Here is a 15,147-nt window from a genome sequence, read left to right on the forward strand (position 1 = left end):
CAACAGCGGCCAACAACAGACACGGGAAGACGGTACTCACTGCACCTGCGCCTTCCACACGGCGGCGTATTCGCCCTGTTCCTCTGGAAGGCGGCCAGCGCCCTCAGCACTTCCTTCCTTCGCACTCCGGTCGGCTTCCAGACCTGTGTCGACCTGGTGTATTGCCCCGTGAGACACCTCAGGGTTCTACTCGTCCACACGCTGTCGTGCTGGCTGGACGCGTTCGGTGACGTGGGTGCCGCGTCCGCCATGGCGTACGTGCACCCCAACACCTTCCGGTACCGACTGCGCCGGGTCGCAGAGGTCGGTGAGATCAACCTCGACGACCCTGGCGAGCGGTTCGCGGCGATGCTGCAACTCCGGCTCCACCCGCCCGGCGCCATGAGGAGAAGCACCGCAACGAGTCAACATTCGTCCGCACCGCTCGAACACCACCTGAAGATTCGTGGAACTCCACGAATCGGCTGCGCCACCTGATGTCCAGGATGAGCCGTCAACCCCGACGCAGCCGTACGGAGGTAACCATGACCGCGGTGGTCACCGAGGACACCTGGACATCTGAGCGGATCAACCGGACAGCGACGATCACGATGGTGGTCATGCTGTGCGCCTGGTCGATCGACTACATCGACCGGTTCTCCATCAGCATGGCTCTGCCGTCGATCGGAGAGGAGTTCCATCTCGGCAAGACCGCGCAGGGCTCGTTGGTCACCGTCTTCGCGCTGGTCTACATGATCTGCCAGATACCGGCTGGCTACCTGGCCGATCGGTATGGCTCTCGCAAACCGATGCTGATCACGCTCGTGCTGTGGTCGTTGTTCACCGCTTTGACCGGGATGGCCGGCACCTTCGGTCTGCTCCTGCTGTTCCGTGGCCTGTTCGGTGCTTGTCAGGGCGCGTTCCCGGCGGCGTCGTTCAAAGCCATCGCGGAACGGACGACACCGGAGAGACGGGGGACCGCCACGAGCGTGATGTTGTCCGCCAGCGGGATCGCCGGCCTTGCACCCCTGCTCGTCGCCCCCCTGCTGACAGCCATCGGCTGGCGGCACACCTTCCTCTGGATGGCGGGTTGTGGCGCGGCCATCGGCATCGGGCTGTGGGCGCTCCTGCCCAAGGCGTTGCCGGACCGGCTCAGCCGGCTGCCGCAGGCGGCGGTGACGATGCCCGAAGTCTCGCGTGCCCAAGTGCTGAAGTCCCCGGGCGTGTGGAAGTTCGCGGTGCTGTTCTGCGCGATGAACATGCTCAGCTACGGCCTGGTCACCTGGGTGCCCAGCTATCTGCTCGAGGCCAGAGACCTGTCGCTGAACGAGACCGGCGTGCTGTCGGCGATCCCGAGTCTGGTGGGCTTCGCGACGACTATCTTCGGCGGCTGGCTGTTCGACCGGTACTTCCATGACAAGGCCAGGTGGTACCTGGTGTCCATCGCGACGGTGACCTCGGTACTGCTCGTCCTGATGGTGTCGGCGGGCAGCGCGGCGACATTCACGGTCTACGAGACGCTGGCCGTCGGAGTGTTCGGGATGGCGACGATGTGCGTCTTCGGCCTTCCGCTGCGGGTGCTTCCCACGGCGGTGGCCGGACTCGGTTCCGGGATGACGAACTTCGGAGGCCAGGTCGCCGGCGTCATCGCGCCGCTGGCGATGGGCTGGCTGGCGGACGCGTTCTCCTACACCGCGGCGTTCGGCTTCCTCATCGGCACCACGCTGCTCACCGCGGTGATCGCTTTCTGGGTCCCACAGCGCGCCGAACAGTTCAACTTTCCGTCGACCGGCACCAAGTAGTCGGCCGGCGCACCAGCAGACAGATCCGGTGCGGACAGAAAGTCCATACCGGACAGACAGAAGGGATCACCCCATGGTCACCGAATCGGAACTGGTCGCTACAATCAGCGCCCGGGCGGCGGAAGTCGGCGTCCAGGTCCGGCTGCACGCGGCCGATCTGGACGGCCCGCGGCAGGTGGGCATCGACGCCGAGGAGCCGGTGGTCACCGCGTCCGTGTTCAAGGTCCCCGTAGCAGTGGAACTTGCCCGGCAGGCGGCCGACGGTGAATTCGAACTCGCCGAGCGGATCGCGGTGGCACCGGGACATCCGACCGCCAGCCCGTACGGTCTTGCGACGTTCCGCCACGACGTCACGATGTCCTGGTACGACCTGGCCGTCCTGATGATCGGCATCAGCGACAACGTCGCCACAGACCTGATCCTCGGGAAGGTGGGAAAGGCCGCGGTCGCCAGGACGCTGCGGCGGCTCGGCCTCCCGCACACGGCCGTCCCGCACGACTGCGGGGAGCTGTTGCGCACGATCGGCGAGGACCTCGGGATCGACTACCAGGACGACGAACGGATCCTGGCCGCGTTGCCGGCCGAACAACTCGCCAGACTGCGTGCGTTGACACCCGAAGAGACCTGCCGGACCACCGCCGCGGAAAGCACCCGGTTGCTGGGCCTGATCTGGCGTGATGAGGCAGCGCCCGCGGCGGCGTGCGCCGACGTCCGGCGCTGGCTGGAACTGCAGGTGTGGCCGCACCGGCTGCGTTCCGGCTTCGCGGACGACGACGTCAGGATCAGCGGCAAGACCGGAACGCTGCCCTCGCTGCGCAACGAGATCGGCGTGGTGGAGTACCCGGACGGCGGCCGGTACGCAGTCGGTGTCTTCACCAGGGCCGTCGATGCCCGATCGAGAGTTCCCGAGCGTGACGCCTTCATCGGGTTCGCCGCCGCCCGGGCGGTGGACTGGCTTCGGCGGTAACCCGTACCGGAGGCCGGGGCCACCGCCGTCGGCGGACCGGTCGAGGCGTTCAGATTCGTGTACCCGGACGGATCTGCCTCCCCGGATTCGTCGCGTGAGACGAACGGACCGTCCGGCAAAGCTCCTAGGGTCGCCAGCAGCGAGGCTAGGAGGCGAAGCATGCGGACACTATTGCGGGGCGGTCGCGTCATCGACCCGGCTACGGGCTTTGACGGCACGGCAGACGTGCTGGTCTCCGACGACGAGGTCATCGCCGTCGGACCAGGGCTGCCGACCGCCGACGACCAGGTCGACATTGATGTCGCCGGGTACATCGTCGGACCCGGGTTCATCGATCTGCACAGCCACGTGCACTCCATCGCGGGCCAGCGGCTGCAGGCGATGGACGGCGTCACGACGGCGCTCGACCTGGAAGCCGGGATGATGCCCGTCGAACGGGCCTACGCCGAGGCGGCCGCGGCGGGACGCCCGCTGCACTACGGCTTCTCGGCCTCCTGGGGTTCCGCGCGGGCCAAGGTGCTCGCCGGCATCGAGCCGGACGCGGACATCAACACCGGACTCGCCGTGCTCGGCAATCCGGCCTGGCAGCGGACCTCGTCGAAGGCCGAACTGGCCGCCTGGCTGTCCCTTGTGGAGGGTGAGCTGGCGGCGGGCGCGCTGGGCGTCGGCGTGCTGCTCGGGTACGCCCCGGCCAGCGATCCGGCCGAGTTCCTGGCGTTGGCGAAGCTGGCCAAGCAGGCCGAAGCGCCCACGTACGCGCACGTCCGCGAGCTGGTCGAGATGGACCCGGCCACGCCGGTCGACGGGTCGCAGGAGATCGCGATCGTCGCGGCCGAGACCGGTGCCGCGATGCACCACTGTCACGTCAACAGCACGTCCGGACGGCACGTCGACCGGGTGCTCGCCACGCTGGAATCGAGCCGTTCCGCCGGGTCGCGGGTGACGGTCGAGGCCTATCCCTACGGTGCGGGCAGCACCGGCATCGGCGCGGCCTTCCTTTCGCCCGAACGGCTCAAGATGAAGGGCCTCGACCCGACGCGCGTGCTGATGCTGGAGACCGGCGAGCGGATCGCCGACGAGGCCCGGCTGCTGCAGGTCCGCGCCGAGGACCCGGGTGCGCCGTGCATCCTCGAGTTCCTCGACGAGGAGAACCCGAAGGACCGGGCCCTGCTGCACCAGACGCTCGCCTTCCCGGATTCGATCGTCGCGAGCGACGCCATGCCGGTGTACTGGCGAAACGCCGGCAGCGAATCCACCCAATGGCCGCTGCCCCCTGGGGGTGCGACGCACCCGCGCACGGCGGGCACGTTCTCCAAGTCGCTGCGGCTGATGGTGCGCGAGGCCGGGGTCTGGACCTGGCTGGAGGCGTTCCGGCGCTGCTCCTACTTGCCCGCGCGGGTGCTCGACGAGGTCGCGCCCGGCGCGCGGACCAAGGGCAGGCTGAACGTCGGCGCGGACGCGGACATCGTCGTCCTCGACCCCGCCACCATCACCGACACTGCCACGTACTTCGATTCGACCCGGCCCTCGGTCGGCGTCCGGCACCTGTTCGTCGCGGGAACCCCGGTGGTCCGCGACGGGCAGCTGCTCACCGACGCGTACCCTGGCCGGCCGCTGCGGGGGGAACCACGATGACGGAATTCAGCTTGGAAGCTTTGCTCACCGACATCGAAACGTTGGTGTGCTGCGAATCCCCGTCGTCCGACCTCGACGCGGTGGCACACAGCGCTGAGGTGCTGGCGGACCTCGGCAAGGCGTTGCTCGGCGTGGAGCCGGAGCGGATCGTCCTCGACGGCCGGACGCATCTGCGCTGGCGGTTCGGCGACGGCCCGGCGCGCGTGCTGCTGCTCGGCCACCACGACACCGTCTGGCCGATGGGTTCCCTGGAAACGCACCCGTTTTCCGTGGCAGACGGGGTCTTGCGGGGGCCGGGCTGCTTCGACATGAAGGCGGGCGTCGTGATGGCGCTGCATGCGGCCGCGGCATTGCCGCACCGGGCCGGATTGTCCATCTTGGTCACTGGCGACGAGGAGCTGGGCTCTCCGTCGTCGCGAGCGCTGATCGAGGAAGAGGCGCGCGGCTGCGAGGCGACGTTCGTGCTGGAGGCTTCGGCGGACGGCGGCGCGATCAAGACCCGGCGCAAAGGCGTTTCCCACTACCGGATCGAGGTGACCGGCCGCGCCGCACACGCCGGGCTCGAACCGGAGAAGGGGATCAATGCCGGGATCGAGATCGCGCACCAGGTACTCGCGGTCGCCGCGCTCGCCGATCCGGAGTGCGGGACCAGCGTGGTGCCGACCGTGCTTTCGGCTGGCACGACGGTCAATACCGTGCCGGCGGCGGCCGCGGTCGACATCGACGTGCGGGTGTGGGACGAGGAGGAACAGCTCCGCGTCGACCGGGCGGTGCGGGCGTTGCAGCCCGTGCTGGCGGACGCACAGGTGCGGATCAGCGGCGGGATCAACCGTCCATCGCTGGACGCCGCCTCTTCGGCCGCGTTGTTCGGGCTGGCGCGGGAATTGTCCGCGGAAATGGGTCTGCGGAAACCGACCGAGGCTGCCGTCGGCGGTGCTTCGGACGGCAACTACACCGCGGGTCTGGGAGTGCCGACTCTCGACGGTCTCGGCGCGGTCGGCGGCGGGGCGCACTCGGATCACGAACATGTCCTGATCGAAGAATTGCCGTGGCGGACCACATTGCTGTTCGCGCTGGTGGAAAATGTGTTGGCGAAGGGGAGTCCGTCGATTCCGGTGAATCCGGCGGACAATTCTGGTCGAGCCCGACGGTGACTCTCCGGGGCGAGCCGGGAAAGGATCATCCCGTGACGAATCTTGCGATAAACACGGAACGGCCGGTCCCATCGGAGACCTGCGACGAGGCGGTCGCGGCCGCGCGGGCGGCTGCCGCCGCGTCGGGGGTCGAGGTACGGGAGATCACCGAGATCGCCGAACTGACCGCGGTCGGAGTGCTCTTCGAGACGATCTGGCGGTCGGCCCGGCCGGTGACCACGGAGCTGCTGCGCGCGCTGTCGGCGGCCGGGAATTACGTGGCCGGCGCGTTTTCCGGCGGCGAGCTGCTCGGCGCGTGCGTCGGATTTTTCGGCAATCCCGGAAAGGGCAGTCTGCACAGTCACATCGCCGGAGTCGCCAAGGCCGGTGCGGGCCGTGGAATCGGGTATGCGCTGAAATTGCACCAGCGCGGCTGGGCATTGGCGCAGGACGTCTCGGCGATCAAGTGGACGTTCGACCCACTGGTGCGCCGCAACGCCTATTTCAACCTCGGCAAACTCGGCGCGCTCCCGGTGCTGTACCTGCGCGACTTCTACGGCCCGATGGCGGACGGCATCAACGGTTCGGGCGACACCGACCGGCTGATGGTGTCCTGGGACCTGGCCGGCACGGCAGTGCGGGCCGCCGCGTTCGGCGAGCCCATCCGGACCGACGCGAAAGCCCTGCTCGAGCGGGGCGCTGCCGTGGCGCTCTCGGTGGACGCCGACGGCGGTCCGGCGACGGGCTCGGCAGATGCCCCGGTGGTGGTGGTCGCCGTCCCGGCCGACATCGAAGGCCTGCGCGGCACCGACCCCGGCAAAGCAGCCGATTGGCGGGCCGCGCTGCGCGAAACTCTCGGCGGACTGATGTCCGCGGGGGGCCGGGTGACCGGCTTCGACCGGGCCGGCTTTTACGTGATTTCCAAGGAGGAGCAGTGAAACTCAGCGGTGTGGAACTGCGCCGGGTGCAGATGCCGCTCGTCGCCCCGTTCCGGACTTCGTTCGGCACCCAGTCCGTGCGCGAACTCCTGCTGCTGCGGGCGGTGACGCCGGCGGGCGAGGGCTGGGGCGAGTGCGTGACGATGGCCGGCCCGCTGTACTCGTCGGAGTACAACGACGGCGCCGAGCACGTGCTGCGCCACTACCTCGTCCCGGCGCTGCTGGCCGCGGAGGAGGTGACCGCGGCGAAGGTGACGCCGTTGCTGGCCCAGTTCAAGGGCCACCGGATGGCGAAGGGCGCGCTGGAGATGGCGGTGCTCGACGCCGAGCTCCGCGCGAGCGAGCGATCCTTCGCGGCCGAGCTGGGGTCGGTCCGGGACACCGTGCCGTGCGGTGTTTCGGTCGGGATCATGGACACGATCCCGCAGTTGCTCGACGTCGTGGGCGGGTACCTGGACGACGGCTACGTGCGGATCAAGCTGAAGATCGAACCGGGCTGGGACGTCGAGCCGGTGCGCGCGGTCCGCGAACGCTTCGGCGAGGACGTGTTGCTGCAGGTGGACGCCAACACCGCCTACACCCTGGGCGATGCGCCGCAGCTGGCCCGCCTCGATCCGTTCGGCCTGTTGCTGATCGAGCAGCCACTGGAAGAGGAGGACGTCCTCGGCCACGCCGAACTGGCGCGCCGGATCAAGACGCCGATCTGCCTGGACGAATCGATCGTGTCGGCGCGCGCGGCGGCGGACGCGATCAAGCTGGGCGCAGTCCAGATCGTGAACATCAAGCCGGGTCGGGTCGGCGGTTACCTCGAAGCGCGGCGGGTGCACGACGTGTGCGCGGCGCACGCGGTTCCGGTGTGGTGCGGAGGGATGATCGAGACCGGCCTCGGCCGGGCGGCGAACGTCGCGCTGGCCTCGCTGCCGGGCTTCACGCTTCCCGGGGACACCTCCGCGTCCGACCGGTTCTACCAGACCGACATCACCGAGCCGTTCGTGCTGTCCGACGGGCACCTGCCGGTGCCGACCGGTCCGGGCCTCGGCGTGGCGCCGATTCCGGAGCTGCTCGACGAGGTGACCACCGCGAAGGTGTGGATCGGTTCGTAGCCTGGCACGAATTCCGGGGATAGATTCGGCCGAATCGAACCACCCGGTTCGCCCCAGGCCGGATCTACCTTCGGGGAGTGCTGACACCCGTGCCGAGCAAGCCGAACACGAGTCTGGGCCGCGTCCTCGAAGCCCTCGGGGGCGTGCTCCTCGAGCCAGTCGCCGCCGCGCCGGACACCCGGCGGCAACTCGGCGGCGTGGTGATCCACGATCCGCACGACGACGCCGAGTTCCCCGCCAAGGCGGTCGTCCTCGGGGTCGGCGTGCGCGAACCCGACGAGATCGCGAAGCTGCTGCGCACCGTCGGCGAACGAGGGGCCGCCGCGCTGGTCGTGCGGTCTCCGGTCTCCGCGTCGACGGAACTGGTGCGGGCGGCCAACTCCACCGGGGTCGCGCTGCTCGGGCTGGCCAGCGGTGCGTCGTGGACGCAGCTCGCCGCGATGCTCCGCACATTGCTCGCCGAGGGCGACGTCGGCGATGTTTCCCCGCAGACGCTCGGCGGAATGCCGTCCGGCGATCTGTTCGCGCTCGCCAACGCGATCGCCGCGCTGCTGAACGCGCCGGTCACCATTGAGGACCGCAACTCGCGCGTGCTCGCGTTCTCCGGCCGCCAGGACGAGGCCGATCCTTCCCGCGTCGAAACGATTCTCGGCCGTCAGGTGCCCGAACGGTTCACCCGCGAACTGGAGAAGGAAGGCGTTTTCGAACGCCTTTACCGGGACCACGGGCCGGTTTACGTCTACCCGGACGGCTACGACGAGAACATCGCCATGCCTCGGGTCGCGGTCGCGGTCCGAGCCGGCGACGAGGTCCTCGGCTCGATCTGGGCCGCAGTCGACAACGAGCTCAGCGAAGAACGTACCGCGGCGATGGTCGACACCTCGAAGATCGTTGCACTGCATATGCTTCGGCTGCGCGCGGGTGCCGATGTCGAGCGCCGGTTGCGGGCCGATCTGGTGAGCACCGCGCTCGAAGGCGGCTCCGGCGCGCCGGAAGCCATCGCGCGTCTCGGGTTGCTGGGGCAGCCCACCATCGTGCTCGCCATGGGACTCCTTGAGGTCCCCGACGACGACCTCCGGCTCGTCGCGGAACGCCAGCGAGTCGCCGATGCGTTCGCCATGCACCTCAGCGCCGTCCAGCCCCGGTCGGCGGTAGCGCTTGTCGGCGATGTCGCGTACGGCATCGTCCCGATGCCCGGGAACCACGGCGATTGCCGCGAACGCTCGGTGCGCGTCGCGTCGACCTTCCTGGAACGCACCGGACGCCGGGGCGCCGCCGTAATCGGCGTCGGACCGCTCGCGCTCGACGGCTCGGGCCTGCGTGCCTCCCGCGACGGTGCCGACCGCGCGTTGCGCGTGTTGCTCACCAACGGCGGCACAAAGCGAGTGATCACCGCCGAGGACGCGCACATCGAAGCGTTGATGCTCGAATTGGCGGACCTTTGCGCGGCACGCGGCGATGGCGCGACCGGGCCGATCGCGCGGCTTCTGGCCTACGACACGAAACACCAATCGCAGCTCGTGCACACGCTGCGGTGCTGGCTCGATTCTTTCGGCGACATCGGCGCCGCGTCGGCCGCCGCGTACGTGCATCCGAGCACATTCCGGTACCGATTGCGCCGACTCGCCGAGGTCGGCGGAATCGATCTCGACGACCCGGGAGACCGGTTCGCGGCGATGGTGCAGCTGCATTTGCTGCCGCGGGAGAGGGAAAGCCGTTCCGGCTGAAGAGGCCTGACCGCCGTTCGGGTTGAAGAGGTTGACCGCCGTCCCGGTTGCTCCCCGGACGCGTTCCCGGGTCCCCGAGCGCGACGCATTCATCGGTTTCGCCGCGGTGATGGCAGTGGAGTCGCTGCGCACGGCCTGATTCGTCCGGGCGGAGGAACTTTCCCCGCGCTCTCCTCGGTCCGGACGAACAAGTGACGCAGGCCACGGACCTAGCATTCCGGAAACGCCATCCTCACCCGGGCAGAAGGTGCACATGTCGAAAATTTCTGAAATCGAGACTTGGCTCCAGGAGAACTTCGCCGCCCTGCTGGCCGAGCATCAGGTTCCCGGCGCCGCGATCGCGGTGCTCGCCGAAGGCGAGGTGATCGACCACGCGGCGGGCGTCCTGAACAAGGCCACCGGGGTGCAGTCCACTGTGGACTCGCTGTTCCAGATCGGGTCGATCACCAAGGTGTGGACGACCACCCTGATCATGCAGCTGGTCGACGAGGGCCGCCTCGACCTCGACCGGCCGGTGCGCGACTACCTGCCGGAGTTCGCGCTCGGCGACGACAAGGCCGCGGCCGCGATCACCGTCCGGCAGCTGACCTGCCACACCGCCGGCTTCGAGGGCGACATCTTCACCGACACCGGGCCTGGCGACGACGCGGTGGAGAAGCTCATCGCGACACTGTCCGACGCGCCGCAGCTCTTCCCGCCGGGCGAGCGGTTCTCCTACAACAACGCCGGCTACTGCGTACTCGGCCGCATCATCGAGGTGCTGCGCGGCAAGTGCTGGGACGACTGCGTGCGCGACCACCTCTTCGTGCCGCTCGGCCTGACCCACGCCGCATCTGGTCCCTACGACGCGATCCGCTACCGCGTCGCGATCGGCCACATCGCCCCGAAGTCGGGCGAGGAACCGGTGCCCGCGCCGATCTGGGCGCTGACCCGCTCGAACGCCCCGGCCGGTTCGACGCTCACGATGCGCCCGCGGGACCTGCTGACCTTCGTCCGAATGCACCTGAACGACGGCAAGGCCGACGACGGCACCCAGCTGCTGTCGCCGGAGTCGCTGGCCGCGATGCGCGAGCCGCAGGTGGAGGTGCCCGCGCTCGGCATCATGGCCGGCCACTGGGGTCTCGGTTGGATGCTCTTCGGCTGGGAGGGCGACGAGGTGATCGGCCACGACGGCGGCACCATCGGCCAGTCGGCTTTCCTGCGCGTGGTGCCGGAGCGCAACGTGGCGGTCGCGTTGCTGACCAACGGCGGGCAGCCGCTGCACGTCTACCGACAGGTCCTCGGCAAGCTGCTTGACGAACTCGCCGGCGTCAAGCTCCCGGCACTGCCGGAGCCGAACCCCGCGGCCGCCCCGGCCGACCTGTCCCGGTACGTGGGCGAATACTCGTCGATGGTCGCCGATACCGTCGTTACCGCGGAAGACGGCAAGCTGTGGATAGAGCGCACCCCGAAGGGGATCTTCGCCGAGCTGGGCGGCGCGCCCCCGGCAAAGGAGGAACTGCTGCCCTACCTCGGCGACTCGTTCGTCGCCAACGTCCCGGAGGTCCCGGGTGTCTATATGGCACACGCGTTCGTCGGCGACGACGGCACGGGCCGCGCCCAGTTCCTCCACACCGGACGCGCCGACCGGCGGAGGACCCAGTGAGCGAGATCCGCGAACAGATCGAAGCCGTCTTCGCCGAAGCCGGCGCGGAAGGGTTCCTGCACGCTCGCGAAGTCGGCGTGCCGGACGGACCCGACGTGTCGACGGGCGGCGACGACCCGGTGGTGCTGGCATCGGTGTTCAAGATTCCGGTGGCCGTCGCCTACGCCCGCGAAGTCGCGGCGGGACGGCTCGACGAGACCGAGCAGACGTTGGTGACCGCGCGGTACCGGATCGGCGGTATCGGCACTGCGGGCTGCGCCGACGACGTCGAGATGAGTTGGCGCGACCTCGCGCACTTCATGCTCACGATGAGCGACAACGCCGCGACCGACCTGGTGTTCCACCGCGTGGGCCAGGAAGCGGTGGACCGGGTGCTGGCCGACCTCGGGCTGGTCCGCACCCGGCTGATCGGTTGCTGCGAGGACCTGTTCGCATCCGTCGTGGCGGACCTCGGCGGGAACTCGGACTCCGACCTCGAAGCGCTGCTGGGCGAGGCCACGCCGGAGCAGATGCTGAAGCTCTCGGTGCGCGACCCGGAACGTACGACGTCGTCGACGCCGCGCGAGATGACGGCGCTGCTCGACGCGATCTGGACCGATCGGGCAGGTGAACCCGAAGCCTGCGAACGGGTCCGCAAGATCATGGCCCAGCAGGTCTGGCCGCACCGGCTGTCGTCCGGATTCCCGTCCGGAGTGCGGATCGCGGCGAAGACCGGGACGCTGCCCGGCGTCCGCAACGAAGCGGGAGTGGTGACCTTGGGGGACGGTCGCCAGTTCGCGGTAGCGGTGTTCACCCGCGCCCACTCCCTCGAAGACCGCCTTCCCGCGGTCGACGCGTCCATCGGCGCCGCCGCCCGGCTGGCTGTCGACCACCTCCACGCGCAGAGCGCGACCCGCTGGGAGTGATCGTGTCAAGCCGTCTGCGTGACCGGCGGGGCGGAGGTGAATGTCTCACGCAGCATCGCCCACAGTACGTCGACCCGGCGGTGGGCGAGCGCGAGCAACGCCCGGGCGTGGATCGGACACTCGGTGTGTTTCTTGAGGCAGTAGTCCCCCGACGGGCCCGGTCGCATCATTGCGGACTGCGCGAACGTGTGGAACAGCCGGCGCAGGCGCCGGTTGCCACGCTTGGGCCGCTGGTAGTTGCCGGTTCGGCGGCCGCAGTCGCGGGGCACCGGCGCCGGGCCGCGTGGGAGGCCGGGCGCCGGCGTCGCGGTAGCCGGACAGGTCACCGACGATGTCTGTCCACCGCCCACCGCACCTCGTCGGCCTTCTGCCCGGTGGTGTCGGTCAGCGTCAGGACCTGGGCCTCGTAGTTGATCACCTTCGTCGAGAACAGCGTCTCGCCGTCGGTGTTCACCGCCACCGCCCAGTGGTGGCCCTTGCCGGCGTCGCTGCCGGCCCGTATCCGGGTGTGACGCCGGGTCAACCGTGTTGCTCCGTTCCTCCGTGACCAGCACTTCCGCGGCCCGGGGAGCCCTGTGCCGACAGGTCCTTGACCGGCGATGCCCGCAGTTCTCCATCAGCAGTCAAAGCGTCCCGGAGGACCGGGCGGCCATTCCCCTGGAGCCATCAACGGCAAACACCCCATCAGCCACACCCGGTCCTCCCGGACCGCCCAACGTTCTTAAGGAAACCCCATGAAAACTGCTCGGCTCACCGCCGCGATGGCGTGCGTGGTGGCCTTGACCGTGAGCGCGTGCGGGGGATCAGCGCAATCCGGGCAGGACCCGACCGCGCATCAGAAACTGACCGACGGCAAGACCTTCACCTATGCCATCTCCTCGGATCCGGGAACGCTCGACCCGGCGATCACCGTGCTTTCGATCGCCCGCGGCGTCGACCAGTTCCTCTATGACGGCCTGATCAACCTCGACACGAAGGGGCAGCCGCAGGCGGCGATCGCGGAGAACTGGGAAGCCTCCACGACCACCGCGTCCTTCACCCTGCGCAAGGGCATCACCTGCGCCGACGGCAGCCCGCTGACCGCGAAGGACGTGGCCGGGAGCATCAACTTCGTCGGCGACCCGGCGAACAAGTCGCCGATCGCGGGCGTCACGGTGAAGGCGGGCACGAAGGCGGTCGCCGACGAGGCCGCGGGCACGGTCAAGGTCACCAGCGGGGCGCCGGACGCGTTCCTGCTCCGCAATCTCGTCAACGTGCCGATCGTCTGCGCGAAGGGGCTGGCCGACCGCAAGACGCTGGCCAAGGGCGAGAACGGCACCGGCATGTTCACTGTGTCCGAGATCGTCCCGAACGACCACTACACGCTGACCCGGCGCAAGGACTACACGTGGGGTCCCGGCCAGTTCGACTCGAAGCAGCCGGGCCTGCCGGACAAGGTGGTCATCCGGGTCATCCCGAACATGACGACGACGTCGAACCTGCTGCTGTCCGGCGAGGTCAACGCCGCCTCGGTCACCGGGCAGGACCAGCAGCGGCTGCGGGCGCAGCGGCTGTTCCACAGCGACCTCACCGTTCCGTTCGGGGAGCTGTTCTTCAATCAGGCGCCCGGCCGGTTCGGTGCCGACCGGGCGATGCGCCGCGCGCTGGTCCAGGCGCTCGACCTCGCCCAGGTCGGGAAGGTGCTGACCCGGGACGGCAGCGCCCCGGTCAAGGGCATGGTCACCGGCAATCCCCCGCCGTGCGACGGCGATTCGGTCACCGGGAAGGTCCCCGGATTCGACGTCGCCGCGGCCAAGGCCGCGCTCGACGCGGCAGGCTGGAAGCCGGGTCCGGACGGCATCCGGGTGAAGGACGGGAAGCGTCTCGCCCTCACCGCCGTCTACGGCGCGCGGTTGGGCCCGACCATGGCCCCTGGCGCCGAGCTGATGCAGCAGGGCTGGAAGAACGCCGGCATCGACGTCACGCTCAAGGGAGTCGACAGTCCGGGCCTCAGCCAGGCACTGTTCGCCACCGGAGAGTGGGACATCTCGATGGCGCCGCTCGGCCTGACCCTGCCGAGCCAGCTGATCCCGTTCGCTTCCGGCGCAGAGCCCCCGCAGGGCACGAACTTCGCGCACATCAAGAACGCCACGTACGACTCGCTGGTCGCCAAGGCGGCTTCGCAGCCCGGGACAGCGGGCTGCAGGGACTGGCTGTCCGCTGAATCGGCACTGTTCGAGAGGCAGGACGTCGTGCAGTTCGCGAACTCGGTGATTCCGACCTTCGGGAACAAAGTCCGGTTCGAGATCGCGAACGGCTTCCTGAAGCCGTCCTCCATCCGGATGTACTCCTGATGACCGGCGCGATCGCCGTCGCGGGACCGAAGGTCAACCCCTGGCTGACCTTCGGCGCCCGCCGCCTCGGGCGGTTCGTCGTGTCGCTGTGGGCGCTGGTGACGATGGCGTTCCTGATGATCCATCTCATCCCGGGTGACCCGGTGCGCGCGGCGCTCGGCCTGACCGCGCCGGTCGACCTGGTGAACGCCCGCCGCGCCGCGCTCGGGCTGGACCGTCCGCTGTGGCAGCAGTACCTGGACTACGTCGGCGGGCTGTTCCACGGCGACTTCGGCACGTCAATGCTGAGCGGGCAACCGGTCGGCGACATCATCGCCACCCGGCTGCCCGCGACCTTGCAGCTGGCGTTGCCCGCCTTCGTGGTGGTCGTCGCGCTCGCGATCCCGCTCGGCTTGACCTTCGCCGTGCTGACCCGCGGCGGCCGCCGCCGCGGCAGCGAGCTGGCCTTCACCTCGACGACCGTGCTGTTCGCCGCGATCCCGGAGTTCCTGGTCGCGGTGGCGCTGGTGGCGTTTTTCGCGGTGCAGCTCGGCTGGTTCCCCGTGGCCGGGCACGACGGCGCGGGCTCGCTGGTTCTCCCGGTCGTCGCGCTGGCGCTCGGCCCGACGTCGACACTGTCCCGGATTGTCCGAGTGGAGACGCTTTCCGTACTGGGCAACGATTTCATCCGCACCGCGCGAGCGAAGCGGCTGCCTGCCCGGCTGGTCTACCTGCGGCACGCGCTGCCGAGCGCGCTCACCGCGACGCTGACGCTCGGCGGGCTCATGCTCACCACCATGGTCGCGGGCACCGTGCTGGTGGAGAACGTCTTCGCCTGGCCGGGCCTCGGCTCGACGATCTCGCAGTCCATCCTGCAGAAGGACTACCCGCTGGTGCAGGGGATCGTGCTGGTGTACGGCATCGGCGTGCTGCTGGTGAACCTCGTGGTGGACCTGCTGCTGGCCGTCCTCGATCCGCGTTCGACGATCCGGGAGAACTGA

Annotated in this window: 13 protein-coding genes and 1 pseudogene; 12 read left to right on the forward strand and 2 right to left on the reverse strand. The window is 69.2% G+C overall.

Annotated features, from left to right (window positions below; translation table 11 throughout):
- The first annotated feature begins 168 nt into the window (after positions 1-168).
- From ACIRJP_RS32575 to ACIRJP_RS32620, 10 genes are all read left to right on the forward strand, one after another.
- Entirely contained in the window at positions 169-477 is a 309-nt protein-coding gene (locus ACIRJP_RS32575) for a helix-turn-helix domain-containing protein (RefSeq protein WP_404181977.1), read from the forward strand.
- Positions 478-524: 47 nt separating this feature from the next.
- Positions 525-1,781 carry an MFS transporter gene (locus ACIRJP_RS32580; protein ID WP_404181980.1) on the forward strand — a complete coding sequence of 419 codons (1,257 nt, stop codon included), beginning with the start codon at positions 525-527 and terminating at the stop codon, positions 1,779-1,781.
- 73 nt (positions 1,782-1,854) lie between these two features.
- The gene (locus ACIRJP_RS32585) at positions 1,855-2,748 is read left to right on the forward strand and encodes a serine hydrolase (protein ID WP_404181983.1); all 894 of its coding nucleotides are present in this window, start codon (positions 1,855-1,857) and stop codon (positions 2,746-2,748) included.
- Between the two features lie 159 nt (positions 2,749-2,907).
- Entirely contained in the window at positions 2,908-4,383 is a 1,476-nt protein-coding gene (locus ACIRJP_RS32590) for an amidohydrolase family protein (RefSeq protein ID WP_404181986.1), read from the forward strand.
- On the forward strand, positions 4,380-5,537 hold the full coding sequence (locus tag ACIRJP_RS32595) for a M20 family metallopeptidase (protein ID WP_404181988.1): 1,158 nt from the start codon (positions 4,380-4,382) through the stop codon (positions 5,535-5,537). The genes ACIRJP_RS32590 and ACIRJP_RS32595 overlap by 4 nt, the downstream gene beginning before the upstream one ends.
- A gap of 32 nt (positions 5,538-5,569) precedes the next feature.
- On the forward strand, positions 5,570-6,454 hold the full coding sequence (locus ACIRJP_RS32600; RefSeq protein WP_404181991.1) for a GNAT family N-acetyltransferase: 885 nt from the start codon (positions 5,570-5,572) through the stop codon (positions 6,452-6,454).
- Positions 6,451-7,557 (forward strand): o-succinylbenzoate synthase, encoded by a 1,107-nt coding sequence (menC, locus tag ACIRJP_RS32605; protein WP_404181994.1) that lies wholly within the window; start codon positions 6,451-6,453, stop codon positions 7,555-7,557. The genes ACIRJP_RS32600 and menC overlap by 4 nt, the downstream gene beginning before the upstream one ends.
- A 77-nt stretch (positions 7,558-7,634) precedes the next feature.
- On the forward strand, positions 7,635-9,284 hold the full coding sequence (locus ACIRJP_RS32610) for a PucR family transcriptional regulator (protein ID WP_404181997.1): 1,650 nt from the start codon (positions 7,635-7,637) through the stop codon (positions 9,282-9,284).
- A gap of 253 nt (positions 9,285-9,537) precedes the next feature.
- Entirely contained in the window at positions 9,538-10,929 is a 1,392-nt protein-coding gene (locus ACIRJP_RS32615) for a serine hydrolase (RefSeq protein WP_404182000.1), read from the forward strand.
- On the forward strand, positions 10,926-11,834 hold the full coding sequence (locus ACIRJP_RS32620) for a serine hydrolase (protein ID WP_404182002.1): 909 nt from the start codon (positions 10,926-10,928) through the stop codon (positions 11,832-11,834). The genes ACIRJP_RS32615 and ACIRJP_RS32620 overlap by 4 nt, the downstream gene beginning before the upstream one ends.
- A gap of 5 nt (positions 11,835-11,839) precedes the next feature.
- Here ACIRJP_RS32620 and ACIRJP_RS32625 read toward each other — a convergent pair.
- Positions 11,840-12,109 (reverse strand): annotated as a pseudogene (locus ACIRJP_RS32625) (transposase); the annotation flags it as partial.
- A 47-nt stretch (positions 12,110-12,156) separates the two neighbouring features.
- Complete coding sequence (locus ACIRJP_RS32630; RefSeq protein ID WP_404182005.1) at positions 12,157-12,357, reverse strand: transposase; 201 nt, start codon at positions 12,355-12,357, stop codon at positions 12,157-12,159.
- 211 nt (positions 12,358-12,568) lie between these two features.
- Between ACIRJP_RS32630 and ACIRJP_RS32635 the strand changes: the two genes are divergently transcribed.
- Together ACIRJP_RS32635 and ACIRJP_RS32640 are read left to right on the forward strand one after the other, a co-directional pair.
- Positions 12,569-14,167, forward strand: coding sequence for an ABC transporter substrate-binding protein (locus ACIRJP_RS32635; protein ID WP_404182008.1), 1,599 nt, complete (start codon positions 12,569-12,571; stop codon positions 14,165-14,167).
- Positions 14,167-15,147 carry an ABC transporter permease gene (locus ACIRJP_RS32640; protein ID WP_404182011.1) on the forward strand — a complete coding sequence of 327 codons (981 nt, stop codon included), beginning with the start codon at positions 14,167-14,169 and terminating at the stop codon, positions 15,145-15,147. Before ACIRJP_RS32635 ends, ACIRJP_RS32640 begins: the two co-directional genes overlap by 1 nt.

This window comes from Streptomyces sp. NPDC102437, assembly GCF_044765565.1.
GTDB lineage: Bacteria > Actinomycetota > Actinomycetes > Streptomycetales > Streptomycetaceae > Streptomyces.

Bases quoted from the DNA above. Each gene is read 5' to 3' on its own strand.
- ACIRJP_RS32580 (WP_404181980.1), top strand. From the start codon at position 525: ATGACCGCGGTGGTCACCGAGGACACCTGGACATCTGAGCGGATCAAC.
- ACIRJP_RS32585 (WP_404181983.1), top strand. From the start codon at position 1,855: ATGGTCACCGAATCGGAACTGGTCGCTACAATCAGCGCCCGGGCGGCG.
- ACIRJP_RS32595 (WP_404181988.1), top strand. From the start codon at position 4,380: ATGACGGAATTCAGCTTGGAAGCTTTGCTCACCGACATCGAAACGTTG.
- ACIRJP_RS32590 (WP_404181986.1), top strand. From the start codon at position 2,908: ATGCGGACACTATTGCGGGGCGGTCGCGTCATCGACCCGGCTACGGGC.
- ACIRJP_RS32615 (WP_404182000.1), top strand. From the start codon at position 9,538: ATGTCGAAAATTTCTGAAATCGAGACTTGGCTCCAGGAGAACTTCGCC.
- ACIRJP_RS32640 (WP_404182011.1), top strand. From the start codon at position 14,167: ATGACCGGCGCGATCGCCGTCGCGGGACCGAAGGTCAACCCCTGGCTG.
- ACIRJP_RS32635 (WP_404182008.1), top strand. From the start codon at position 12,569: ATGAAAACTGCTCGGCTCACCGCCGCGATGGCGTGCGTGGTGGCCTTG.